Here is a 24,866-nt window from a genome sequence, read left to right as displayed (position 1 = left end):
CCCAGACCCCCATCGGCCCTGAACGGGCCTCGTCCTCAATCGCCGGACAGGCTGATTCCAGCCCCTCCGGCGTTTGAGGAGCGGGGGTCCGGGGGCAGCGCCCCCGGGTCGGGACGGGAAGGGGCGGCGGGGGCGAAGAAAGAACGGACGGCCCCGGCCCGCGCTCAGCGCCAGACCGCTTCCGCGGCCCGCAGGGCCCCCTCCGTGTCCACGCCCGGTCCTTGCTCACCGAGCGCCGCCCCCAACGCCGCCAGACTCGCCCGCACCGCCCCCGGAGTCGCCTCGGGACCATAGTGGTTGACCCGGATCATCTCCTTGGCGAGCGCACCCCCACCCGCGGCCAGCGGAAGCGCCGGATCGGCGGCCAGCGCGCGGGCCACCAGCTCCGACGCCACCGTGCCGGACGGCGCCCGCAGGGTCGTGGCGACCGGCGCCGCATCCGCCGCGTCACGCACGTACGGCTCAAGACCTCCGCCCAGTGCGACCGCCCCCGCCCGCGTCGCCGCCGCGGCGGAGGCGTGCCGCGCCATCACCGCAGCCGGCCCGGCCGCCTCGATCCGCTCCACGCACGCTTCCAGCGCCAGCATCTCCAGCTGCGCCGGAGCGTGCAGCAGCGCCTTGCGCCCGCCGTCGATCCAGCGCTCCTTCCAGTCCAGCAGCGACAGATAGGAACGGCGCGGCGCCCGGGGGTTCGCCGCCATCCGCGCCCACGCCCGCTCGCTCACCGACACCGCCGACACCCCGGCCGGACCGCCCATCGCCTTCTGCACCCCGATCACGCACAGGTCCACGCCCCACGCGTCCGGCAGTACCGGCTCCGCCCCGATCGACGCCACCGCGTCCAGGTAGAACAGCGCCCCGTGGGCCCGCACCACCTCGCCGATCTCCGCGACCGGGTTGGTGTTCCCGGTCGCCGCCTCCGCGTGCACCAGGGACACGAAGTCGATCTCCGGGTGCTCGGCGAACGCCGCCCGGACCTGCTCGGCCGTCACCGCCGTGTGGAAGGGCACCGTCAGGTCGATCACGGTGGCGCCGCAGTCCCGCAGCCAGTCGCCGAAGGTCTGCCCGTAGGGGCCGGTGATGACGTTCAGCGCGGTCGTGCCGGGGCCGGCGGTCGCGCGGATCGCGCCCTCCAGCGGCAGCAGCGCCTCACCCTGCATGATCACGACGTCCTGCCGGGTGCTCAGCAGCCGTGCCACCCGGTCCTCGATCGACGCGAAGTGCGCGGCGCTCAGCGGGGGCAGATCGAGGAGAAGGTGGGTCACGGTGGTGCTCTCTTTGCTCGGCGGCTGCGTGGGTACGTACGACGAGGTCGAGGGTAAACCTTCGGCCGGAGGGGAGCCCGACCGCACGGTTCGCAGGCCGGACGCCCTCGTGACCATAAGTTTGGTTTGAGGTCCTCAAACCCGTCCTTATAATCGGAACTCACAGTTCCCTGACAGGAGGCTCCCGTGAAGACGCTCCCCGGCCGCCGGACCCGTGTGCTGGCCGCCACCATCGCGACGGCCGGGCTGGTCCTCCTGACCGCCTGCACCTCCAGCGACGACGGAGGCAGCGGCTCCAAGACCGCCGCCGGCGGTGTCGAGCTCGTCAAGGCGGGACAGCTCACCACCTGCACCCACCTCCCGTACCCGCCCTTCCAGTCGGAGATCGACGGCAAGGTGCAGGGCTTCGACGTCGCGCTGATCGACCTGGTCGCCGAGGACCTGGGCGTGAAGCAGGAGATCCTCGACACGCCCTTCGAGAACTTCAAGACCGGCGCCTTCCTCAACTCCGGCGAGTGCGACCTGGCCGCGGCCGGTATGACCATCACCGAGGAGCGGAAGAAGAACGTCGACTTCTCCGACCCGTACTTCAACGCCACCCAGGCCGTCCTCGTCGACAAGGACAGCGGCGTCACCTCCCTCGCCGACGTGAAGTCGAAGAACGTCAAGCTCGGCGCGCAGGCGCAGACCACCGGTGAGGACTACGTCAAGAAGGAGGGCTTCGACCCGGTCTCCTTCGAGTCCTCCGACGCCGTCCTCAACGGCCTGCGCACCGGCCAGGTCAAGGCCGTCGTCATCGACTACCCCGTCGTCCAGGGCTGGCTCAAGGACCAGGCCAACGCCGACGCCTTCCAGGTCGCCGAGCAGATCGACACCGGCGAGCAGTACGGCGTCACGGTGAAGAAGGGCAACACCAAGCTGCTCGACGCCATCAACAAGGCGTTCGCGGACGCCGAGGCCGACGGTACGTACAAGGAGCTGTACGAGAAGTGGATCGGCCCGTACGACGAGTCCGCCGCCTCGCCGGCCGCGTCCTGATCCCATGGCCGACACGGAGAAACTCCCCCTCCAGCCGAAGAAGAAGGGCCTGACCAGGCGCCAGAAGCGCAGCCTGTCGCGCGGTGCCCAGTACGCCGTCTTCGTCGCGGCCGTGATCGCCTTCGCGGTCACGGCCGACTGGGGCAGACTGCGGAACCAGTTCGCGCAGGCCGACATCGCCGAGCGGATGTTCCCCGACGTCATCACGCTGGCGCTGAAGAACACCGTGCTCTACACGGTCACCGGCTTCGCCGTCGGGCTCGCCCTCGGCATGGTGATCGCGCTGATGCGGCTGTCGTCCGTCGGCCCGTACCGCTGGCTGGCCGGCGTCTACATCGAGATCTTCCGGGGCCTGCCCGCCCTGCTGATCTTCATCTTCATCGGCGTCGCCGTGCCGCTCGCCTTCCCCGGCACGGAGATCGTCGGCGGCACGTACGGCAAGGTCGCCCTCGCACTCGGCCTGGTGGCCGCCGCGTACATGGCGGAGACGATCCGCGCCGGCATCCAGGCGGTCCCCAAGGGGCAGATGGAGGCGGCCCGTTCGCTGGGCTTCTCGCCCGCCCGCGCCATGGTCTCCATCATCGTCCCGCAGGCCTTCCGCATCATCCTGCCGCCGCTCACCAACGAACTCGTCCTGCTCTTCAAGGACTCCTCGCTGGTGCTGTTCCTCGGCGTCACCCTGGAGGAGCGCGAGCTGTCCAAGTACGGCCGCGACCTGGCCAGCCAGACCGCCAACTCCACCCCCATCCTGGTGGCCGGCCTGTGCTACCTGCTGATCACCGTTCCGCTCGGCTTCGTCGTACGCCGTATGGAGGCCAAGGCCCAGGAGGCCGTGAAATGACGTCGAGCCGACCGGAGATCCGCGTCAGCGGTCTGCACAAGTCCTTCGGCGACAACCAGGTGCTGCGCGGCATCGACCTGGAGATCGGCCAGGGCGAGGTCGTCTGCGTGATCGGCCCGTCCGGGTCGGGCAAGTCGACCCTGCTGCGGTGTGTGAACCTCCTGGAGGAGCCCACCGAGGGCCAGGTCTTCGTGGGAGGTACGGAACTCACCGACCCGGACGTCGACATCGACGCCGTACGCCGTCGTATCGGCATGGTCTTCCAGCAGTTCAACCTCTTCCCGCACCTCACGGTGACGGAGAACCTCACGCTGCCGCAGCGCAGGGTGCTGCGCAGGGGCAAGGCGGAGGCCGCGAAGGTCGCCGCGGAGAACCTGGGGCGCGTGGGCCTCGCCGAGAAGGCGGACGCCTACCCGTCCTCCCTCTCCGGCGGCCAGCAGCAGCGCGTCGCCATCGCCCGCGCGCTGGCCATGGGCCCCGAGGTGATGCTGTTCGACGAGCCGACCTCGGCACTCGACCCCGAGCTGGTCGGTGACGTCCTCGCCGTCATGCGGATGCTGGCGAACGAGGGCATGACGATGATGGTCGTCACCCACGAGATGACCTTCGCCCGCGAGGTCGCCGACCGGGTCGTCTTCATGGACGGCGGAGTGGTCGTCGAGGACGGCAGCCCCGAACAGGTCATCGTCAGGCCGCAGCACGAACGCACCCGCCACTTCCTCTCCCGCCTCCTCGACCCCGCCATGGCGGACGTGGAGGAGGAGACCTCGGACCAGGTGGGCACGTCCGAGTAGCGCCTGACTAGGGTGCCGGGTATGAGCGAACGCGCGGTGCTGCACGTGAAGGGGCGGATCCTCGTCGGCCCGGACGAGGTCCGCGACGAGCTGTGGGTCGTCGGCGGCCGGATCTCCTACGACCGTCCCGCCGGCGCCCGCGACATCCGCACCGTCGACGGCTGGGTGCTGCCCGGCCTGGTGGACGCCCACTGCCACGTGGGCCTGGACCGGCACGGCGCGGTCCCCGAGGACGTCGCCGAGAAGCAGGCGCTCACCGACCGCGACGCCGGCGCCCTGCTGCTGCGCGACGCCGGCTCGCCCTCCGACACCCGCTGGATCGACGACCGCGACGACCTTCCGAAGATCATCCGGGCCGGGCGGCACATCGCCCGCACCCGCCGCTACATCCGGAACTACGCCTGGGAGGTCGAACCCGACGACCTCGTCGCCCACGTCGCCCAGGAGGCCCGGCGCGGCGACGGCTGGGTGAAGCTGGTCGGCGACTGGATCGACCGCGACCTGGGCGACCTGTCGGCCTGCTGGCCGCGCGGCGCCGTCGAGGCGGCGATCACCGAGGCCCACCGGCTGGGCGCCCGTGTCACCGCGCACTGCTTCGCCGAGGACTCCCTGCGGGACCTGGTCGAAGCCGGCATCGACTGCGTCGAGCACGCGACGGGCCTGACCGACGACACCATCCCGCTCTTCGCCGAACGGGGCGTCGCGATCGTCCCCACCCTCGTCAACATCGCCACCTTCCCCGCACTCGCCGACGGCGGCGAGTCCAAGTTCCCCCGCTGGTCGGCCCATATGCGCCGGCTCCACGAACGCCGCTACGACACCGTGCGCTCCGCACACGACGCCGGCATCCCCGTGTTCGTCGGTACGGACGCCGGCGGCACCCTCCCGCACGGCCTGGCGGCCGACGAGGTCGCGGAACTGGCCAAGGCGGGCATTCCGCCGGTCGAGGCGCTCGCGGCCGGGACCTGGGCGGCCAGGAAGTGGCTCGGCCGGCCGGGCCTGGAGGAGGGCGCGCCGGCGGACCTGGTGGTCTACGGCTCCGATCCGCGCGCGGACGTCCGCGTACTGACGGATCCGCGCCGGGTGGTGCTGAACGGGCGCGTGGTCGGGTGACGGCCGGGAACAGCCGTGCCCTTTGATTCGAACACATCCGCCGACTCGCCTCGAAGGAGTGAAGGGGCGGCGGATCGCTGACGGTTCGTCGTGCGCACGGACATTCTTTCCGGGTCCCAGTCATGTCCCATGGGGGTCCCACCACCGTGTACACCATCAACTTCCGCATGCGCGCACGCCGTTGGTCCGCCGTCGCCGTGGCCACCGTCCTCGCCGCCCTGGCCGGGACGGGCTCGGCGCACGCCACCGAGGGCCACGGCAGCGCGAGCGCCGCCGTCCTGCGCACCGGACTGGACGTGTCCCTGCTCAACAAGACCGTCCATGCGCCGCTCACCGTCTCCCTCAACGAGGTCCGGGCACCGCAGAGCGCGCGGAAGACGGCCCTCACCGCAAGCCTCGACGGCGTCGACGGCGGCAAGCCCTTCAGCGTGCTGCGGGCGGAGGTGGCCGACGCGGAGGCGACGGTGGACGGCGACCGGGCCGAGGCGTCCACCACCCTCTCCGAGGTACGGCTGCATGTGCCCGGTCTGCCGCTGCTGTCGGTCGTCGAGCTCGAGGCGGTGAGCTCCAAGGCGGTCTGCGAGACGGGGAGGACCCCGCACGCCTCGGTGACGCTGCCCGCCTCGGTGAGGGTCCTCGGCAAACGCGTCAGGCTGACGGCCGGGGGACCCACCCATGTCGAGGTGCCGGGTGTCGGTGAGGTCCGGCTGGACCTGTCGAAGACCGGGACCACGTCGACCACGGCCGCGGCGACCGCGCTGCGGCTCGAGGTCTCCGTCGATCCGTTGAAGCTGAACGTCGCCGAGGTCGAGGGCACGCTGACGCTGGCCGAGGCCAGGTGCGAGGCTCCTGCCGCTCCCGGCGTCCAGCCGCAGGGAGCGCGGGCCGAACAGGCCGCGCCCACGGAGGCCGGCCTGGCCGAGACGGGCGGTGACCCGATGACGCCGTACGTCGCGGGCGGGGCGGTCGCCCTCCTGGCGGCGGGCGGTGGAGCGGTGGCGCTGGCCCGTCGGGGGCGAATCAAACTGTTCTCAGCGCCTCCCCCAGCGCGCCCAGGAACCCGTCCACCGTCCCCCGGTCCCGCACCGCCACCCGCAGCCACTCCTCGTCCAGCCCCGGGAACGTGTCCCCACGCCGCACCGCGTAACCGAGCGCCCGCAACCGTCGCCGTACCACCGCCGCCCGCTCCAACCGGACCAGGACGAAGGGCCCCTCCGCGGGCTCCACGACCCGCAGCCCGCAGTCGGCGAACACCCGCAGCCCCGCGACCAGATGAGCACGGTCCGCCGCGACACGACGGGCCGCGTCCGCCGCCTCCGCCAGGGCCCGAGGCCCCACACACACCTCCGCCGCCGCCAACGCCGGCGTGGACACCGGCCACAACGGCTGCGCCCGCTCCAGCTCCGCGACGACCTCCGGAGCCGCCAGGACGTAACCGATCCGCAGCCCCGCAAGACCCCACGTCTTGGTGAGACTGCGCAGGACGACGAGACCGGGCACGTCCGTCCGCCCGGCCAGCGCCTCGCGCTCACCCGGCACCGCGTCCATGAACGCCTCGTCCACCACCAGCGTCCGCCCCGGCCGGGCGAGCCGGGCGACCGTCCCGGCCGGATGCAGCACCGACGTCGGGTTCGTCGGATTGCCGATCACCACCAGGTCCGCGTCCTCCGGTACCGCCGCCAGGTCCAGCCGGAAGCCGTCCGCCTCCCGCAGCAGCACCCGGTCCACCGTGTGCCCGGCGTCCCGCAGCGCCGCCTCCGGCTCCGTGAACTGCGGATGCACCACCACCGGCCGGCGCACCTTCAGCGCCCGCGCCAGCAGCACGAACGCCTCCGCCGCACCGGCCGTCAGCAGCACCCGCTCCACCGGCAGCCCGTGCCGCGCCGCCACCGCCGCCCGCGCCGCCCGCCCGTCCGGGTAGGCGGCCAGCCCCGCCAGCGACCCGGCGATGTGCCCCCGCAGCCACCCCGGAGGCGTGTCCGCGCGGACGTTCACCGCGAGATCGACCAGCGCGACGCCGTCGTCACGCACCTCGGCGTCCCCGTGGTGCCGCAGATCGTGCCCGCCGGCCGTCGGCTCAGTGCGCATGGGAGCGCGCGTGGCCGTGCCCGTGGTGATGCCCGTGGTGGTGACCGTCGTCGTCCGGGTGGAAGTGCGGCTGCTGCGCCAGCCCCACCTTGTCCTCGAAGCCCGGCAGCGCGATCCGGTACACGCACGAGTCGCAGTTCATCCGCAGATCACCCTTCACGGCCTCCTCGTACCGCTCCCACACCAGATCCAGCAGTTCCGGTTCCGGGCCTATGACGTCCGCCGACCGCACCTCGGTCTCCGGGTGCGCCGCCGCCCACTCCTCCGTCTGCAGCCGCACCCGGTCCGGCAGGATCCCGGTGAACAGGAAGTACGGCAGGACCACGACCCTGCGCGCCCCCAGCCGCGCGCACCTCTCCAGGCCGCCCGGCACGTCCGGCGCCGCCAGCGACACGAACGCCGTCTCCACGCCCGCGTACCCGCGCCCCTCCCACAGCAGCCGCGCCGCCTTGAACACCTCGGCGTTGGCGTCCGGGTCCGTCGACCCGCGCCCCACCAGGAGCACGGTCACCTCGGACGGGTCCCAGGACGGGTCCACCGCCTGGGCGAGCCGCCGCTCCAGCACGCTCAGCAGCGCGGGGTGCGGGCCCAGCGGACGGCCGTACGTGTACGAGATCCCCGGGTGCCGTTCCTTCTCGCGGGCCAGCGCCGCCGGGATGTCCCCCTTGGCGTGCCCGGCGGACACCAGCATCAGCGGCACGGCGGCGAACCGCCGCGCCCCCCGCTCCACCAGCTCGGCGACGGCCTCGCCCAGCGGCGGCGGGGACAGCTCGATGAAGCCGCCCGCGACGGGCAGTTCGGGATGACGGCGCCCCAGCTCCCGCACGAAGTCGCGGAACGCCTCAGCTCCGGCGTCGTCCCGGGTGCCGTGGCCGGCGATGAGCAGGGCGGGTGGGGTGGTCACAGGTTCTCCTCAGGTGGGATCGGGTGGTACAGCAGGGCGTTGAGCGCGGCGGCGGCGACCGCCGACCCGCCCTTCTCGGACACGTTGCTCACGGCGGGCAGCCCGCTCTCCCGCAACGCGGCCTTGGACTCGGCCGCCCCGACGAAACCGACGGGCAGCCCGATGACGAGCGCGGGGGAGGCGTCCAGGGTCAGCAGTTCCTCCAGGGCGGTCGGCGCACAGCCGATCACCCACAGGGCGCCGGGCCCGACCTCCTCGTACGCCAGCCGCACGGCGTGCGCCGAACGCGTCAGACCGGGACCGGCGACGGCGTCCTTCAGCCGGCACACGGTCGGCCGGCGGGTGATCCCGGCCGCGACCATCTCCACGTCCACCACGACCGGCGCCCCGGCGTGCAGCGCGGCATGGGCCTCCACCAGCTCGCCCTCGTCCATGACGAGGTCGGACGCGTACTCCAGGTCGGCCGCGGAGTGGATGACCCGCTCCACCACCGCCCGGGTCAGCGGCGGGAAGTGCGAGGTGTCGAGGCGGGCCCGCAGCCGCCGGAAGGACTCCTGCTCGATGGGGTGCACCACGCGGTTCACCGGGTCTCCTCCTGCCAGCGGTAGCCGCGCGGGGTGACCATGCGCCCCGCGATCTCACGGGTCGCCGTGTTGCCCACGGTCACGACCGTCATCATGTCGACCGTCGCCGGATCCAGTCCGGCCAGCGTGGTCAGCCGGCTCGACTCGTCCGCGCGGGACGCGTTGCGCACGACCCCGACCGGTGTGGTCGGCTCCCGGTGCTCCGCGAGGATCGTGAGGGCCTTCGGGAGCTGCCAGTCACGGCCCCGGCTGCGCGGGTTGTAGAACGTCACCACGATGTCCGCCTCGGCCGCCGCCCGCACCCGCCGCTCGATGACCTCCCACGGCGTGTGCAGGTCGGACAGGCTGATCGACACATGGTCGTGGCCCAGCGGCGCCCCCAGGACCGCCCCGGCCGCCAGCGCCGCCGTCACGCCCGGCACCCCGACCACGTCGATGTCGTCGGACGCCTCCGCGAGCGCCGGGGAGGCCATGGCGTACACCCCGGCGTCGCCGCTGCCGACGAGCGCGACCGCCTGCCCGCGCCGGGCCTCGGCGACGGCCGTGCGGGCCCGCTCCTCCTCCGCCCCGAGACCGGACTCCAGCACCCGCGTGCCCGGCCGCAGCAGATCGCGGATCTGGTCGACGTACTGGTCGAGCCCCACCAGCACGGAGGCGCGCCGCAGTTCGGCCTTCGCCCGCGGGGTGAGCAGGTCCCGGGCGCCCGGTCCGAGTCCGACCACCGCGAGCCGCCCGCGCCCCGGACGCCGTACGACGGCACAGGTCGCCATCGCGGGCCGCGCCGCCGACTTCCGCTTCGGCACGAGGAGTTCGCCCCCGCCCACCAGCGCCGCGGCCTCCGCGACCGACGGGGTGCCGACGGCGGCCAGCGGCGCGTCGGACGGGTTGGGCACGTCGACCCGCGCCAACTCCTCGGCGCCGTACGTCACCAGCGGCACGCCGAGCCGCCGCGCCGCCTCCACGATGCCGGGCTCCCCGGCCTTGGCGTCCACGGTGGCGAGTTCGGCGACCGAAGCCGCCGACAGCCCGGCCTCGCGCAGGGCGTCCTCGACCAGACCGAGCACCTTGTCCACCGGGGCGCCCTTCGAAGCGCCGACGCCGACGACGAGGGTCGGCGGCCGGAGCACCGCCTCCCGCTCGCCCGGCTCGACCAGCCGGTCCGTGACCCGGATCGTGTACGACCCCTCGTCCGCGACCGGGAGCGGCGGCAGCGGCCAGCTCACCTCGGCGCGCAACGCCACCGCCTCACCGTCCAGCAGGGCCCGCGACACGGTGGCGACGTTCCCCTCCACCGGCAGACCGAGGGTGTCCAGGCCCGGAAGGCGGACCGCGTCGGTCGCCGTCGTCACCACCGGCTCGGCGCCCAGCACCTCACCGACCGCGCGGGCCAGCTCGTTCGCCCCACCGCCGTGCCCGCCGACCAGCGACACCGCGAACCGTCCGCCCTCGTCGACACAGACGACGCCCGGGTCGCTCGCCTTGTCGTGCAGCAGCGGCGCCACCAGCCGCACCACGGCCCCCGTGGCCAGGAAGCACACGAGCTGCTCGCACTCGGCGAACGCGGCCCGTACGGCATCCGGCACGGGACCCTCGTACACGCGCGTACGGTCCGGCCACACGGCGGCCAGCCGGTCCCGCGCGGCCGTTCCGGCGGCGGTGGCGGAGATGAGGCCGATCACTCGTCGACTCCTTCTTTGTGTGCCGGGAGCCGGACGCCCCACAGCAGGAAAACGGGATTGGTCGCCGCCAGCCGGGTCACGTCACCCGGCAGCGGCGCGAGGCGCGACGACTGCAACAGCACCCCGTCGCAGGAGAAACCGGCGTCCGTCAACGCCGTACGGGCCGCCGGGACCCGGTCGAGCGCGGCCATGGCGACGACGACGGTCCGCCGCGCCCGTCGCGCGCACGCGATGACGACCGCCGGCAGTCCGCGTCCCCCGCCGCCGACGAACACGGCGTCGGGGTCCTCGTCGAGGCCGGCCAGCACATCCGGCGCCGACCCGTGCACCACGCGCACGTCGACCCCGTGCGCGGCGGCGTTGGCGCGGACCCGCTCCACCCCGTCCGGCGTCTTCTCGACGGCGGTGACGGCGGCCCCGAGCCGCGCGCACTCCACGGCCACGGACCCCGACCCCGCGCCGACGTCCCACACCAGCTCACCGGGGCGCGGTCCCAGCCGGGCCAGGGCCAGGGCCCGCACCTCGAACTTGGTGATCATGGAGTCGCGGTGGTCGAACTCCGCCTCGTCCAGCGCCCAGCCGGCGGGCCGCACCGCCCCGCCCGCGACGGTCCGTACCGGCCCGAGGGCCCGCGCCTCGTCCAGGCACAGCACCACGCTCACCGCCGTCCCCCAGTCCCGCACGGCGGCCTCGGCGGGCGTCACCCGCTCCACCCGCTCCTCGGCGGAACCCAGCGCGGAGGCGACGACCAACACCCGCGCGGTGTCCCGCAGCGCGGCCCCCAGCTCGGCCGGACCCGCCCCCGGCCCCGTCAGCACGGCGACCTTCGGATGGGAGCGGCACAGATTCACCGCCGTACGCGGATCCCGCCCGTGCGCGCTCACCACCACGGCGTCCTCCCACGTCAGCCCGGTCCGCGCGAACGCGGCGGCGACGGAGGAGACACCGGGGCGCACGTCGAGCCGCTCCGGCCCGAACCGCTCGGCCAGCGCCCGCACGATCCCGAAGAACCCGGGATCCCCGGACGCCAGCACCACGACCGGCCGCTCCTCGGCGACGTACTTCCCGATGGTGTCGAGCGCGGGCGCCAGCGGCCCGAGCACGATCCGCTCGGCCCCCTCCGGCAGCCGCACGGCGTCCAGATGCCGCCGCCCGCCGACCACCAGCTCCGCCCCCGCCGTCACCCGGGCGTCGACCGGCGCCCCGGCCCCCGTCCCGACGACGGTGATCACGTGCTCGCACCCCGCGAACGCAACGCCCGGCGGGCCTCCGGATCGGCCTTGCGGAAGCCGTGGAAGTGGCCGGGGTGGTACAGGTGCGAGCGGGTGCCGCGCGCGTCGAGCGCCGGACCGACCAGGAACAGCGTGTGCTTCCACAGCTTGTGCTCCTTGACCGTCTCCTCCAGCGTGCCGATCGTGCACTTCACGACCAGCTCCTCCGGCCAGGTCGCCTGATACGCGACGACGACCGGCGTGGACGTCGGATAGCCGCCCTCCAGCAGCTCCCGCACCAGCTGCCCGCTGCGGGCGGCCGACAGGAAGACCGCCATGGTGGTGCCGTGCCGCGCGAACTCGCGGACCTCCTCACCCGGCGGCATCGGCGTCTTGCCGCCGCCGAGCCGGGTCAGCACGACGGACTGCGCCACCTCGGGAATGGTCAGCTCGCGCTGCGCGAGCGCCGCGACGGCCGAGAAGGACGACACCCCGGGCACGATCTCGGTCGTGATGCCGAGCTCCGCACACCGGTCGACCTGCTCCTGGGTGCCGCCCCACAGCGCCGGGTCGCCGGAATGGATCCGCGCGACCTTCAGCCCGTCCGCGCGGGCCCGCTCGTAGACGGCCACGACGTCCTCCAGGGACATCGTCGCCGAGTCGAGGATCTCGGCGCCCTCCCGCGCGTGCCGGAGGACCTCCTCCTGCACCAGGCTGGCGGCCCAGATCACGACGTCGGCCTCGGCGATGGCACGCGCGGCACGGAACGTCAGCAGATCGGCGGCGCCGGGGCCGGCCCCGACGAAGGTCACCTTGCCGATGGGGGCGTCGGCCATGGAAATCGGTCCTCTCCGGTGAATGGTCTGGCGAACGGTCAAAGACGGTGGGCGGTGAACGGCTGTCACGCGTGCGCGAACGGGTGCCGATCGGATACGAAGAACACATGGCGGTCCTCGTCGCGCTCGGCGCGTTCCTGATGACGCTGGCCGGCGGCTGGTCGGCACACCGCGTGACCGACCGCCGCCACCTGGTGCTGGGCCTGGCCGGCGGCCTGATGCTCGGCGTCGTCGGCCTCGAACTCCTCCCGGAGTCCCTGGAGGCGGCCGGTACCGAGGTGTACGGCGTCCCCGCGGCCCTGCTGCTCTTCGTCGCCGGCTTCCTGCTGGCCCACCTGGTGGAACGCCTCCTGGCCCACCGCCAGGCCGCACACGGCGCCGCGGAGACCGTGTCGACGGCTCCGCCTCCGGGGCGCCTCGGCCGGTGTCCGGCGGCCGACCGCGCCCAGCCCTCCGGGGCTCCGCGCTCCCCCACGCTCGAACACACTCGCGCGGAGGGACCCCCCTGCGCGCTCGACACCGACGCGTCCCTGCGGCTCCGCGACGGCCGAACCCCCGAGGTGGGCCTCACCGCGGCCGCCGCGATGGTCGGCCACAGCGCCATGGACGGCGTGGCGATCGGCGCGGCCTTCCAGGTCGGCGGCGGCATGGGCGCCGCCGTCGCGGTGGCCGTCATCGCCCACGACTTCGCGGACGGCTTCAACACCTACACCCTCACGCGCGTCTACGGGAACGCCCGCCGCCGCGCGCTGACGATGCTGTTCGCGGACGCGGCGGCACCGGTGGTGGGCGCCGCGTCGACGCTGTTCCTCACCATCCCGGAACCGCTGCTCGGCGGCTACCTCGGCCTGTTCGGCGGCGCCCTGCTCTACCTCGCGGCGGCCGAGATCCTGCCCGAGGCCCACCACGAACACCCGGCCCGCTCCACCCTGCTGTGCACGATCGCGGGAGCGCTGTTCATCTGGCTGGTGGTGGGCGCCGCGCACTGAGGACGACCCGGCCCGGCTCACAACTTGCCGCCCCGCCCGCCGTCACGCCGCGGCGGCGCGATGAGCGTCGACAGATACGGCAGCGGCGCCCCGTCCAGCTCGGCGGCCGGCCGCACCGACTCCTCCGGCAGCCCGAGCGCCGACCCCCACACCGCGTCACCGATCCGCCCGGTCTCCCGCAGCGCCTCGGCGACCTCACCGGCCTGCCGCCCGAACTTGTACGCGACGACGGTCCCGGGCCCGGCCAGGGCGTCCTTGAGCACGGCGGCCCCCGCGGTCACCGGAACCAGCGTGAGCGGCTCGGTCCCCTCGGTCAGCACGGCCCCGGAACGCGCCGCGAGGTCCTGCATGGCGGTGATCCCCGGAACGGTCTCGACGACGAGGTCCGGTACCGACGCGGCGACGGTCTGGGCGAGATACGTGAACGTCGAGTACACGTTGGGGTCCCCGATGGTCGCGAAGGCGACGGCCCCGTACTCCCGCAACAGCCCGGCGACCCGCTCGCCGGCGGTGTCCCAGGCCGCCTCGCGCCGTGCCCGGTCGGTCCGCTCGTTCAGCGCGAACACCACCCGGACGACCTTCTCGGCGGGCACGTAGTGCAGCACGGTCGCCTCGGCCCGCCCCCGCTCGCCGCTGTCCATCACCGGTACGACGACGACGTCCGCGGCCCGCAGCGCGTTGACCCCCTTGACGGTCACCAGCTCCGGATCCCCGGGCCCGACCCCGACCCCGACCAGCCTGCTGCTCATGACGTGCGGCACCTCTCCACGAACCGACGGGCGACACCGGGCTCGGACGCCCAGTGCGTGTGCAGATAGCTCGCGTGCACACCGCGCTGTACAAAACCCTCGACACGCCGTTCGGGCGTCCGCATCCCCCAGGCGGGGGTGTCCCCGGCCCCCGGTTCGACGACGGTCCGGTGGAACTCGTGCCCCCGCATCCGTGTGCCGGCGCCGGCCAGCGCGCTGTCGCTCACGGCCACGGCGTCCCGGTATCCCAGCGTCAGCCGTTCCGACATCCGCGCGGAGGCGTCCAGCACCCCGCACATGGGCAGCCCGTCCAGCTCCCGGCTCAGGTACAGCAACCCGGCACACTCGGCCGCGACGGGAGCACCGCTCAGCGCCAGCTCGGCGACGGCCTTCCGCAGCGACTCGTTGGCGGACAGCTCGGACGCGTACACCTCGGGAAACCCGCCCCCGATGACCAGCCCGGCCGTCCCCTCGGGCAGCTCCTCGTCCCGCAACGGATCAAAGCCGACGACCTCGGCCCCGGCAGCGGTGAGCAACTCGGCATGCTCGGCGTACGAGAACGTGAAGGCGCTCCCGCCCGCGACAGCGACCCTCACAGCCCGGCCGGCACCATCCAGCCCGTCCGGCGTTTGAGGACGAGGCCCGTCCAGGGCCGAAAGGGGGTTCGGGGGCAGAGCCCCCGGGGACGGGACGGGAAGGGGCGGCGGGGGCGAAGAAACCAAAGCCTCACCCGCATCCCAAGCCGCACAGGGCAACGCCCCCGCACTCCGCGCAAGCGCGACCAACGCCGACAGATCACACCCGGCAGCCACCTGCGCGGCCATCGCCGAAACGGCCTCGACAGCCACAGAGCCCCGCTCGGCGACCGGCACCAACCCCAGATGCCGAGACGGCGTCTCCACCTGAGCGGCCCGCCGCAACACCCCGAGCACCGGCACCCCGACGGACTCCAACGCCTCCCGCAACAGCCCCTCATGCCGATCCGAGGCGACCTTGTTCAGGATCACACCCCCGACCCGCACCTCCGGATCCCAGCTCACGAACCCGTGCACCAACGCCGCCACGGACCGCGACTGCGACGACGCGTCGACGACCAGTACGACCGGCGCCCGCAACAACTTCGCCACCTGCGCGGTGGACGCCAGCTCCCCTTCCCCCGCAGCCCCGTCGTACAGCCCCATCACCCCCTCGACGACGGCGATGTCGCACCCGTCCGCCCCGTGCGCGAACAGCGGAGCCACCAGCTCCGGACCGCACAGATACGCGTCGAGGTTCCGCCCCACCCGCCCGGTGGCCAGCGAGTGGTACCCGGGATCGATGTAGTCGGGCCCCACCTTGTGCGGAGACACGGCGAACCCCCGCGCGGACAGCGCGGCCATCAACCCCGTGGCGACGGTGGTCTTGCCGCTGCCCGACGAGGGCGCGGCGATCACCAACCGTGGGACGGAGCTCACCACTCGATGCCCCTCTGCCCCTTCTGCCCGACGTCCATGGGGTGCTTCACCTTGGACATGTCGGTCACGAGGTCGGCGAACCCGACGAGCTTCTCGGGCGCGTTCCGCCCCGTGATCACCACGTGCTGCGTCCCCGGCCGCTCCCGCAGCACGGACACGACCTCATCGGTGTCCACCCACCCCCAGTGCATCGGATAGGCGAACTCGTCGAGCACGTACAGCTTGTACGTCTCGGCGGCGAGGTCCCGCTTGACCTGCTCCCAGCCCTCGCGGGCCTTCTCCTCGTTGTCCATCTGCTGATCGCGCTGCACCCACGACCAGCCCTCACCCATCTTGTGCCAGTCGACGGACCCGCCCTCACCGGAGGCACCGAGCACCCGCAGCGCGTTCTCCTCGCCGACCTTCCACTTCGCCGACTTGACGAACTGGAACACCCCGATCGGCCACCCCTGGTTCCAGGCCCGCAGGGCAAGCCCGAAAGCAGCGGTGGACTTGCCCTTGCCGATGCCCGTGTGCACGACGACCAGCGGACGGTTACGCCGCTGCCGGGTCGTCAGCCCGTCGTCCGGTACGACACTCGGCTGTCCCTTCGGCATTACGCGGCCCTCCTCGAAGTCCCCTGTACGTCCCTGACCAGCCCGGCGATGCTGTCCGCCCGCAGTTCGTCCAGCGTCACGACACTGCCACCCAGCTCACCGGCCAACCGCCCCGCGAGCCCCAGCCGCACCGGCCCCGACTCGCAGTCCACGACTACGGAGGCGACCCCGTCGGCGGCGAACAACCGCGCCGCACGCGAAGCCAGCGCGACCGGCTCGGTCCCACCCGTCGTCCGACCACCACCCCGGCCGGAGGCTTCCCCAGAGCCGAACGCCTGGGGGGACCCCCATCGCGCCGCCCCTCCGCCGGTCGCCCGCCCGTCGGTCACCACGACGACCAGCGCCCGCCGCGCGGGATCCCGCAACCGCTCCACCCGCAGCACGTCGTGGGCCTTGAGCAGCCCCGCCGCCAGCGGGGTCCGCCCACCGGTCGGCAGCGACTCCAGCCGCGCGGCGGCCGCGTCCACCGACGACGTGGGCGGCAGCGCCACATCGGCCGCCGACCCCCGGAAGGTCACCAGACCCACCTTGTCCCGCCGCTGATAGGCGTCGAGCAGCAGCGACACCACGGCACCCTTCACGGCACTCATCCGCTGCCGCGCGGCCATGGACCCGGAGGCGTCCACGACGAACAGCACGAGGTTCGACTCGCGTCCCTCGCGCGTGGCCTGCCGCAGATCGTCCCGCCGCACCACCAGCCCCGGCCCGGACCGCCCCCGCGCCCGCTGATGCGGAGCCGCCGCCCGCACGGTCGCCGCCAGGTGCAACTTGGTCAGCGCACCGCCGGGCCGCCGCGCCCCCGTCGTCCGCCCGTGCTCGGTCCGCGCCCGCGACCGCCGCCCGGCGGCACCCTCACCGATCCCGGGCACGCTCAGGACCTTCGTACGGAACGGCTCGGCGGCACCCACGGGCGACCGCTCACCGGAGCCGGCACCCGCAGGCTGCGACTCCCCGGACCTCCCGGGCTCCTCGGCCTCCCCGGCCTCGGGCGACGCCCCCGTGTCACCGCCCTCGGGACCATCGGCGGGCGGCTGCCCGCCACCCCCGTCGGGCCCGTCCGGCCCGTCCGGATCGGTGTCGGGATCGTCGTCGCCCCCGAACTCCTCCAGCGTCTCGTCGAGCTTGTCCTCGTCGAGGCCCGGCACGTCGAACGGATTGCGCCTCCGCCGGTGGGGGAGGGCCAGCAGCGCCGCCTGCCGCACGTCCTCGGCGAGCACATCCGTCCGCCCGGCCCAGGCGGCCAGCGCGGTCGCCGTACGCGCCATCACGATGTCGGCCCGCATGCCGTCCACCTCGAACGCCGCACAGGTCGCCGCGATCTGCCGCAGCGCCCCGTCCCCGAGCCGCACCGACGGCAACAGCTCCCGCGCCGCCACGATCCGCGCCCGTACGGCGGCCTCCTCCCCGGCCCACCGCGCGGCGAAGGCGGCGGGGTCGTCGTCGTACGCGAGCCGCCGCCGTACGACCTCCACCCGCTGGTCGGGTTCGCGCGAGGCGGCCACCTCGACGGTCAGCCCGAACCGGTCGAGGAGCTGCGGCCGCAGCTCGCCCTCCTCGGGATTCATGGTCCCGACGAGCAGGAACCGTGCCGCGTGCCGTACGGAGACACCCTCGCGCTCGACGTACGAGGCACCCATCGCCGCCGCGTCCAGCAGCAGGTCGACCAGGTGGTCGTGGAGGAGGTTGACCTCGTCGACGTACAGGATCCCCCGGTGCGCGTCGGCGAGCAGCCCCGGCTCGAACGCCTTCACGCCCTCGGCCAGCGCCCGTTCGATGTCGAGCGCGCCGACCAGCCGGTCCTCGGAGGCACCGACGGGCAGTTCGACCATGCGGGCGGGCCGCGCGGCACCGCCGCCGCTCTCGTGCGGGCCGTCCGGACACGCGGGGTCCGGGGCCGAGGGGGCACAGGAGAACCGGCAGCCGGGCACCACGGCGACCTCCGGCAGCAGTGCCGAAAGGGCACGCACCGCCGTCGACTTGGCCGTGCCCTTCTCACCGCGCACCAGCACCCCGCCGACCGCCGGGGAGACGGCGTTCAGCAGCAGTGCGAGCCGCAGGTCGTCCTGGCCGACGACGGCCGTGAACGGAAAGGGGGTGGTCACTGGTCGTCGCCCTCCAGATCGCCTTCGAGTTCCAGGTAGGTGGCGCGCAGCCGCTCCAGCGTGTCCGCGTCCGGCTCGGCCCACAGCCCCCGGTCGGCGGCCTCCAGCAGCCGCTCGGTGATGCCGCGCAGCGCCCAGGGGTTGGACTTCTTCATGAAGTCCCGGTTCTCCGCGTCGAAGACGTACTCCGCGCTGAGCTTCTCGTACATCCAGTCGTCCACGACCCCGGCCGTGGCGTCGTAGCCGAAGAGGTAGTCGACGGTGGCCGCCATCTCGAAGGCGCCCTTGTAGCCGTGCCGCCGCATCGCCGCCATCCAGCGCGGGTTGACCACCCGGGCCCGGAAGACCCGGTGCGTCTCCTCGCCGAGCGTGCGGGTCCTCACCTGGTCCGGTACGGCGGAGTCGCCGACGTACGCCTCCGGACTCTCGCCCGTCAGGTGCCGCACCATCGCGACCATGCCGCCGTGGTACTGGAAGTAGTCGTCGGCGTCGACCAGGTCGTGCTCGCGCGTGTCGACGTTCTTCGCCGCCACCGCGATCCGCCGGAACGCCGTCTCCATGTCCCCGCGTGCCGCCCGCCCGTCGAGCCCGCGCCCGTAGGCGTAGCCGCCCCACACCGCGTACACCTCGGCCAGGTCCGCGTCGCTGCGCCAGTTCCGCGCGTCGATCAGCGGCAGCAGCCCCGCCCCGTACGCGCCCGGCTTCGAGCCGAAGACGCGGGCCGTGGCCCGGCGCCGGTCGCCGTGCTCGGCGGTGTCCTCGTCGGCGTGGGCGCGGACGAAGTTCCGGTCGGCGGGCTCGTCCAGCTCCGCCACCGCCCGCACCGCGTCGTCGATCAGCCCCACCACGTGCGGGAACGCGTCCCGGAAGAACCCGGAGATGCGGACCGTCACGTCGATGCGCGGCCGGCCCAGCTCCTCGAGGCCGACCACCTCGAAACCGGTCACCCGCCTCGACGCGTCGTCCCACACCGGACGGCAGCCCAGCAGCGCCAGGATCTCGGCGATGTCGTCACCCTGGGTGCGCATCGCGGACGTTCCCCACACCGTCAGGCCCACGGACTTCGGATACTCGCCCGTGTCCTGCAGATACCGCTGCACCAGCGAGTCGGCGAGCGACTGCCCGACCTCCCAACTCAGCCGTGACGGAATCGCCTTGGGGTCGACGGAGTAGAAGTTCCGCCCGGTCGGAAGGACGTTGACCAGCCCACGCGTGGGCGAACCCGACGGTCCCGCCGGGACGTAACCGCCGTCCAGCGCCCGCAGGACGTTCCCGATCTCGTCCGTCGTACGGGCCAGCCGGGGCACGACCTCCTCGCACGCGAACCGCACCACGGCCACCGCGTCGGGGAGTTCCGTGCCCAGCACCTCGCGCACCAGCGCGGGGACCGCGTCGGCCGCCCAGCCGCGCTCCTCCATCCCCTCCGCGATCCGCCGGCACAGCCGCTCCAGCAGGTCGATCGCGTCGGCGCCCGTGCGCGCCGGGCCGTCCACCAGGTCCGTCAGCTCCACCGGCACCTTCACCGGCGCCCCCGGCCCGGCCAGCAGCTCCTTCTCCACCAGCCCGAAGTGCGCGGCCAGCGCGGCCCGCAGACCCGGCAGCGCGTTCGCCCGCCCGCCCCACACCTGCGAGGCGCGCAGCACCGCCAGTACGAGGTTCACGCGCGGCTCGCCGACCGGGCCGCCGCCGAGGACGTGCAGGCCGTCGCGGATCTGAACGTCCTTGATCTCGCACAGATAGCCGTCGATGTGCATGACGAACTCGTCGAAGTCGTCGTCGTCCGGCTGGTCGTCCACATGCAGGTCGTGGTGGAGCTCGGCGGCCTTCACCAGCGTCCAGATCTGCGCGCGGACCGCCGGTGCCTTCGTCGGGTCCAGGTCGGAGACCAGCGCGTACTCGTCGAGGAGTTGCTCCAGCTTCGCGAGGTCGCCGTAGGTGTCGGCGCGCGCCATCGGCGGCACCAGGTGGTCGACGACCGTCGCGTGCCCGCGCCGCTTGGCCTGTGTGCCCTCGCCGGGGTCGTTGACGATGAACGGGTAGATCAGCGGCAGGTCGCCCAGCACCGCGTCCGGCGCGCACCCGGCGCCCAGCCCCAGCCCCTTGCCCGGCAGCCACTCCATCGTGCCGTGCTTGCCCATGTGCACGATCGCGTCGGCGCCGAAACTGTTCTCCAGCCAGCGGTAGGCCGCCATGTAGTGGTGTGACGGCGGCATGTCGGGGTCGTGGTAGATCGCGATCGGGTTCTCCCCGAAGCCGCGCGGCGGCTGGATCATCACCACGACGTTCCCGAATCGAAGCGACGCGAGGACGATGTCCTCCCCGTCGACGTACAGCGACCCCGGCGGCTCGCCCCACGCCTGACGCATCCCGTCCCGCAGCTCCGGGTCCAGCTTCTCGAACCAGGCCCGGTAGTCCGCCAACGGCACCCGCGCGGGAGCGGCGGCCAACTGCTCCTCGGTCAGCCACTCGACGTCGTGGCCACCGGCACCGATGAGCCGGTGGATCAACTCGTCGCCGTTGTCGGGGTATTCGGTCAGGGCATAGCCCGCGTCCCGCAGCGCGTCCAGCACGCGCACCGCCGAGGCCGGGGTGTCGAGCCCCACCGCGTTGCCGACGCGCGAGTGCTTCGTCGGGTACGCGGTGAAGACCAGCGCGAGCTTCTTCTCGGCGTTCGGCCTGTGCCCCAGCCGGGCGTGCCGTACGGCGATCCCGGCCACCCGCGCGGCCCGCTCCGGGTCGGCGACGTACACCGGGACGTCGTCGGGGCCCTGTTCCTTGAAGGAGAACGGGACCGTGATCAGCCGGCCGTCGAACTCCGGGATGGCGACCTGCATCGCCGCGTCCATGGGGGACAGGGCGGCGTCGGACTCCTCCCACGCGGCGCGCGAGGACGTCAGGCAGAGCCCTTGCAGCACCGGTACGTCCAGGTCGGCGAGCGCCCCGATGTCCCAGGCCTCCTCGTCACCGCCCGCCGACGCCTGCGAGGCGTGCGTGCCGCCGGCCGCGAGCACGGTGGCGACGAGGGTGTCGGCCTTCGACAGCAGGGCGTACAGCTCAGGATCCGCGCCGCGCAGCGAACCGCAGTAGACGGGAAGGGCGTTGGCGCCCCGCGCCTCGATCGCGTCGCACAGCGTGTCCACGAAGGCGGTGTTGCCGCTCAGTTCGTGCGCGCGGTAGAAGAGCACGCCGACCGTCGGGCGGCCCTGTTCCAGGGGGCGTTCGCCGTGGACGCCGTACTCCGGCATCTTCCGCGGCTCCTCGAAGCCCTCGCCGGTCAGCAGCACGGTGTCCGACAGGAACCGGGCCAGTTCGGTGAGGTTGTCCGGGCCGCCCTCGACGAGGTACCGCAGCGCCTCAGCCACCACACCGGCCGGCACCGTCGACTCGGCCATCAGTTCCGCGTCCGGCACGGACTCCCCGCCGAGCAGCACCGCCGGGACCCCGGACGCCTTCAGGGCCGCGAGCCCGTCCTCCCAGGCGCGCTTGCCGCCCAGCAGCCGTACGACGGCGAGGTCCGCCCCGTCCAGCAGCGCGGGCAGCTCGTCCGTGACGTCGACGCGGGTCGGGTTGCCGATCCGGTAGGAGGCGCCGGAGGCACGGGCCGCCAGCAGGTCCGTGTCGGCGGTCGACAACAACAACACAGTGCTCATGCGGGCGCTCCCGGTGGAATGAAAGGCAGTCCTTGCGGCGCGCCGGACTCGATGAGCCGCCACAGCGCGTCCGTGTCCGCGTGCTGTTCGATCAGGTCGCCGAGCCGGTCGAGCTGCTCCTCGCGCAGCGCGGCGAACGAGGTGTCGGGGGCCGGCACGAAGCGGCGGCCCGAGGCCCGCGCCACCTCGCGCAGGAAGGCCCGGCGGAAACCGTCCGACTCCAGTGAGCCGTGCCAGTGCGTGCCCCAGGTCTGCCCGACCCGGCAGCCGTCCAGGCCGTGTCCGTGGTCATCGGAGAGGAACGTCTCACCCCCGAGGACCTCGGCGACCCCGTGATGGATCTCGTACCCCTCGACGGGCTCCCCGAGGGCCCGGCCGACGGGCCGGGTGAGCGTCTTCTCGCGGGCGAACCGCACCCGTACGGGCAGGACGCCGAGCCCGTCGACGTGCCCCGCGCGGCTCTCGACCTCGTCCTCGATGTGCTCCCCGAGGACCTGGAAGCCCCCGCAGATCCCCAGCACGGGCCGTCCCTCGGCCGCCCGCCGGGTCAGCGCGTCCGCCAGCCCGCGCTCCCGCAGCCACTCCAGCGCCCGTACGGTCCCGCGGGTGCCCGGTACGACCACGAGGTCGGCGTCGGCCAGCTCCTCGGGACGGTCCACGAACCGCACCACGACACCCGGTTCGGCGGCGAGCGCGTCCACGTCGGTGAAGTTGGACATCAGGGGGATCGCGCACACGGCGACCCGCAGCACGTCCTCACCGACCGGCGCGGCCACCGCGGACTCCCGTACGGCGCCGCGCAGCGACACCCTGAGTCCGTCCTCCTCGTCGATGCCGAGCCCGTGCCGGAAGGGCAGCACGCCGTACGTCCGCCGCCCGGTCAGGCCGTGCAGCATGTCCAGGCCCGGTTCCAGCAGCGACACGTCGCCCCGGAACTTGTTCACCAGGAACCCGGCGACCAGCTCCTGGTCCTCGGGGGAGAGCAGCGCGACGGTGCCGAAGAAGGACGCGAAGACGCCGCCCCGGTCGATGTCGCCGACCACCAGGACCGGCAGGCCGGCGCCCCGGGCGATCCCCATGTTGACGATGTCGGTGCGGCGCAGATTGATCTCGGCCGGGCTGCCGGCCCCCTCACAGATCACCGCGTCATACGTGCCCCGCAACTGCTCCAGACAGTCCAGCACCGTGCCCAGCAGCCGCTGCTGCCGTCCACCGTGGTACCCGCGGGCGCTCATCTCCCCGACGGCCCTGCCCAGCAGCACCACCTGGCTGGACCGCTCGCCGCCCGGCTTGAGCAGCACCGGGTTCATCAGCGCGGTCGGCTCGACGCGACAGGCCTGGGCCTGCATGGCCTGCGCCCGCCCGATCTCCGCGCCCTCCCGCGTCACGAACGAGTTCAGCGACATGTTCTGCGCCTTGAACGGCGCGACCTTGACACCCTGCCGCACCAGCCACCGGCAGATCCCGGCGGTCACCACGCTCTTGCCGGCGTCCGAGGTGGTCCCGGCGACCAGCAGCCCCCCACCGCTCACGATGCACGTCCCTTCATGACGCTCCGCGCGGCGGCACCGACCCCGAGTGCGAGCCAGCCGACCCGCCGCGAGAGCCGTACCGCCCGGCCGATGTCGGCCACGGCCACGGCCCGGCCGCCGCCGTTGAGCACGGGCCGGTGCTCGACCCGCCCGCCGTAGGAGAGGGTCCCGCCGAGCCGCACGCCGAGCGCGCCCGCGAAGGACGCCTCGACGGGCCCGGCGTTGGGGCTCGGGTGCTCGGCCGCGTCCGTACGCCACGCCCGTACGGCCCCGCGCGGGTCCGGTCCCGCGAGCGCGGCGAGTACGGCGGTCAGCCGCGCCCCCGGCCAGCCGGCCACGTCGTCGAGGCGGGCGGAGGCCCAGCCGTAGCGGAGGTGGCGGGGCGACTTGTGGCCGACCATCGCGTCCAGCGTGTTGACGGCCCGGAAGCCGAGCAGGCCCGGCACCCCGGCGACGGCGCCCCACACCAGCGCGCCCACCACGGCGTCGGAGGTGTTCTCGGCGACGGACTCGACCACCGCCCGGGCGATCCCGTCGGCGTCCAGGGCCTGCGGGTCCCGGCCGCACAGGTGCGGCAGCCGCGCCCGCGCCGCCTCGACGTCCCCGGCCTCCAGCGCCCGCCCGATGGCGCGGGCCTCCCGGGCCAGCGAGGTCCCGCCGACGACGGCCCAGGTGGCGACACCGGTCAGGGCGGCGGAGGCGGCGGGGGAGGAGCGTACGCAGCGGGAGGCGAGGGCGCCCAGCGCGACGGTCCCGCCGACGCACACGGCGGTGTGCACCGCGCCCCGGCCCCGGTCGTCCCGCCACAGCACCCGTTCCACGGCAGCCGCGGCCCGCCCGAAAGCGGCGACCGGATGCCCTCGGCGGGGATCGCCGAACAGCAGGTCGCCGAGGAGGCCGGCGGCGGCGCCGTACGCGAACACGCGATCGGCACCCATGGGTCAGCCGGTGACGGATCCGGCGGGAGCGGCCCCGGGGCGGGGCGGTGTGTCGCTGATCGACCTCGGCAGGCAGCCGCGCATGGCGTTATGTCCTCACTCAGGGTGTCCACGCCCTGGTTCGACGAGACCGGCGGTGAGAGTTCCTGGCTCCCGGGGTGTTCACCCCGGTGACAGTGGCGGGACCGCGCCGGAATCGCACCGGCTTCCTCTCCTGCCGCCGTAGTGGCTGAGGCAGTCCACCACGGCCCCGGAAGGGCCGTCAACTTGCCGTTGACCTGCGAGGCTGAAGTGTGCTGAGGCCCACAGAGGGGCTCCGGTGGGTGAACCCGCGAGCGGGGGCGCGGAGGTGCGCACACGTGAGCGGGCGGTGGGGGGGGGGGGGGGGGCGGCGCCCCCCCCCCCCCCCGGGGGGGGGGGGGGGGGGGGGGGGCCGGGGGGGGGGGGGGGGGGGGCCCGCGGAGCAGCGAAGACAGGGGGGGCGGGGGCAAGAAGAGAAAGCC

The 24,866-nt window shown here is 73.7% G+C and carries 19 protein-coding genes, 1 pseudogene and 1 riboswitch; of the genes and pseudogenes, 6 read left to right on the top strand and 14 right to left on the bottom strand.

Annotated elements, in window-relative coordinates; all coding sequences use genetic code 11:
* Positions 1 to 164: 164 nt before the first annotated feature.
* Positions 165 to 1,265 (bottom strand): pyridoxal-phosphate-dependent aminotransferase family protein, encoded by a 1,101-nt coding sequence (locus ACFV5H_RS36320; protein ID WP_385199000.1) that lies wholly within the window; start codon positions 1,263 to 1,265, stop codon positions 165 to 167.
* Positions 1,266 to 1,451: 186 nt separating this feature from the next.
* Between ACFV5H_RS36320 and ACFV5H_RS36315 the strand changes: the two genes are divergently transcribed.
* The 5 genes and pseudogenes from ACFV5H_RS36315 to ACFV5H_RS36295 all read left to right on the top strand — a co-directional run.
* The gene (locus ACFV5H_RS36315) at positions 1,452 to 2,303 is read left to right on the top strand and encodes an ABC transporter substrate-binding protein (RefSeq protein WP_385057601.1); all 852 of its coding nucleotides are present in this window, start codon (positions 1,452 to 1,454) and stop codon (positions 2,301 to 2,303) included.
* A gap of 4 nt (positions 2,304 to 2,307) precedes the next feature.
* On the top strand, positions 2,308 to 3,144 hold the full coding sequence (locus ACFV5H_RS36310) for an amino acid ABC transporter permease (protein WP_385057599.1): 837 nt from the start codon (positions 2,308 to 2,310) through the stop codon (positions 3,142 to 3,144).
* On the top strand, positions 3,141 to 3,938 hold the full coding sequence (locus ACFV5H_RS36305; protein WP_385057597.1) for an amino acid ABC transporter ATP-binding protein: 798 nt from the start codon (positions 3,141 to 3,143) through the stop codon (positions 3,936 to 3,938). Before ACFV5H_RS36310 ends, ACFV5H_RS36305 begins: the two co-directional genes overlap by 4 nt.
* A gap of 21 nt (positions 3,939 to 3,959) precedes the next feature.
* Positions 3,960 to 5,051, top strand: coding sequence for an amidohydrolase family protein (locus tag ACFV5H_RS36300; protein WP_385198999.1), 1,092 nt, complete (start codon positions 3,960 to 3,962; stop codon positions 5,049 to 5,051).
* Between the two features lie 167 nt (positions 5,052 to 5,218).
* Positions 5,219 to 6,070 (top strand): annotated as a pseudogene (locus ACFV5H_RS36295) (SCO1860 family LAETG-anchored protein); the annotation flags it as partial.
* Between the two features lies 1 nt (position 6,071).
* On the opposite strand, the gene cobC reads toward ACFV5H_RS36295, so the two are convergent.
* Genes cobC through cobM form a run of 6 tightly spaced genes read right to left on the bottom strand, consistent with a single transcriptional unit; the run spans position 6,072 to position 12,353 of the window.
* Positions 6,072 to 7,139, bottom strand: coding sequence for an Rv2231c family pyridoxal phosphate-dependent protein CobC (gene cobC, locus ACFV5H_RS36290; protein ID WP_385198998.1), 1,068 nt, complete (start codon positions 7,137 to 7,139; stop codon positions 6,072 to 6,074).
* On the bottom strand, positions 7,129 to 8,043 hold the full coding sequence (locus ACFV5H_RS36285; RefSeq protein WP_385198997.1) for a sirohydrochlorin chelatase: 915 nt from the start codon (positions 8,041 to 8,043) through the stop codon (positions 7,129 to 7,131). Before ACFV5H_RS36285 ends, cobC begins: the two co-directional genes overlap by 11 nt.
* The gene (locus ACFV5H_RS36280) at positions 8,040 to 8,627 is read right to left on the bottom strand and encodes a precorrin-8X methylmutase (RefSeq protein WP_385198995.1); all 588 of its coding nucleotides are present in this window, start codon (positions 8,625 to 8,627) and stop codon (positions 8,040 to 8,042) included. Before ACFV5H_RS36280 ends, ACFV5H_RS36285 begins: the two co-directional genes overlap by 4 nt.
* Positions 8,624 to 10,306 (bottom strand): precorrin-3B C(17)-methyltransferase, encoded by a 1,683-nt coding sequence (gene cobJ, locus ACFV5H_RS36275; RefSeq protein WP_385198993.1) that lies wholly within the window; start codon positions 10,304 to 10,306, stop codon positions 8,624 to 8,626. Before cobJ ends, ACFV5H_RS36280 begins: the two co-directional genes overlap by 4 nt.
* Complete coding sequence (gene cbiE, locus ACFV5H_RS36270) at positions 10,303 to 11,538, bottom strand: precorrin-6y C5,15-methyltransferase (decarboxylating) subunit CbiE (RefSeq protein ID WP_385198992.1); 1,236 nt, start codon at positions 11,536 to 11,538, stop codon at positions 10,303 to 10,305. The genes cobJ and cbiE overlap by 4 nt, the downstream gene beginning before the upstream one ends.
* Positions 11,535 to 12,353, bottom strand: coding sequence for a precorrin-4 C(11)-methyltransferase (cobM, locus tag ACFV5H_RS36265; RefSeq protein ID WP_385198990.1), 819 nt, complete (start codon positions 12,351 to 12,353; stop codon positions 11,535 to 11,537). The genes cbiE and cobM overlap by 4 nt, the downstream gene beginning before the upstream one ends.
* Before the next feature lie 107 nt (positions 12,354 to 12,460).
* Between cobM and ACFV5H_RS36260 the strand changes: the two genes are divergently transcribed.
* Positions 12,461 to 13,342, top strand: a complete 882-nt coding sequence (locus tag ACFV5H_RS36260) for a ZIP family metal transporter (protein ID WP_385198988.1) — start codon at positions 12,461 to 12,463, stop codon at positions 13,340 to 13,342.
* A gap of 17 nt (positions 13,343 to 13,359) precedes the next feature.
* Here the strand turns inward: ACFV5H_RS36260 and cobI are convergent, their stop codons facing one another.
* The 7 genes from cobI to ACFV5H_RS36225 are packed head-to-tail and all read right to left on the bottom strand — an operon-like array spanning position 13,360 to position 24,363.
* Positions 13,360 to 14,091 (bottom strand): precorrin-2 C(20)-methyltransferase, encoded by a 732-nt coding sequence (gene cobI, locus ACFV5H_RS36255; protein ID WP_385057581.1) that lies wholly within the window; start codon positions 14,089 to 14,091, stop codon positions 13,360 to 13,362.
* Entirely contained in the window at positions 14,088 to 15,548 is a 1,461-nt protein-coding gene (locus ACFV5H_RS36250; protein WP_385198987.1) for a cobyrinate a,c-diamide synthase, read from the bottom strand. Before ACFV5H_RS36250 ends, cobI begins: the two co-directional genes overlap by 4 nt.
* Positions 15,542 to 16,141, bottom strand: a complete 600-nt coding sequence (cobO, locus tag ACFV5H_RS36245) for a cob(I)yrinic acid a,c-diamide adenosyltransferase (protein WP_073937488.1) — start codon at positions 16,139 to 16,141, stop codon at positions 15,542 to 15,544. Before cobO ends, ACFV5H_RS36250 begins: the two co-directional genes overlap by 7 nt.
* Positions 16,141 to 18,243 (bottom strand): putative cobaltochelatase, encoded by a 2,103-nt coding sequence (locus ACFV5H_RS36240; protein WP_385198985.1) that lies wholly within the window; start codon positions 18,241 to 18,243, stop codon positions 16,141 to 16,143. The genes cobO and ACFV5H_RS36240 overlap by 1 nt, the downstream gene beginning before the upstream one ends.
* Positions 18,240 to 21,893: a cobaltochelatase subunit CobN gene (gene cobN / locus ACFV5H_RS36235; protein WP_385198984.1), complete on the bottom strand. Its 3,654-nt coding sequence runs from the start codon at positions 21,891 to 21,893 to the stop codon at positions 18,240 to 18,242. The genes ACFV5H_RS36240 and cobN overlap by 4 nt, the downstream gene beginning before the upstream one ends.
* Entirely contained in the window at positions 21,890 to 23,425 is a 1,536-nt protein-coding gene (locus tag ACFV5H_RS36230) for a cobyric acid synthase (protein ID WP_385057574.1), read from the bottom strand. The genes cobN and ACFV5H_RS36230 overlap by 4 nt, the downstream gene beginning before the upstream one ends.
* Positions 23,422 to 24,363 (bottom strand): cobalamin biosynthesis protein, encoded by a 942-nt coding sequence (locus ACFV5H_RS36225; RefSeq protein ID WP_385198983.1) that lies wholly within the window; start codon positions 24,361 to 24,363, stop codon positions 23,422 to 23,424. Before ACFV5H_RS36225 ends, ACFV5H_RS36230 begins: the two co-directional genes overlap by 4 nt.
* A 120-nt stretch (positions 24,364 to 24,483) precedes the next feature.
* A riboswitch (cobalamin riboswitch) is annotated at positions 24,484 to 24,622 on the bottom strand.
* Positions 24,623 to 24,866 lie beyond the last annotated feature (244 nt).

This window comes from Streptomyces sp. NPDC059787 (assembly GCF_042732315.1).
Taxonomy (GTDB): domain Bacteria; phylum Actinomycetota; class Actinomycetes; order Streptomycetales; family Streptomycetaceae; genus Streptomyces; species Streptomyces atrovirens.
This window is presented reverse-complemented; position numbering and strand designations above follow the sequence as displayed.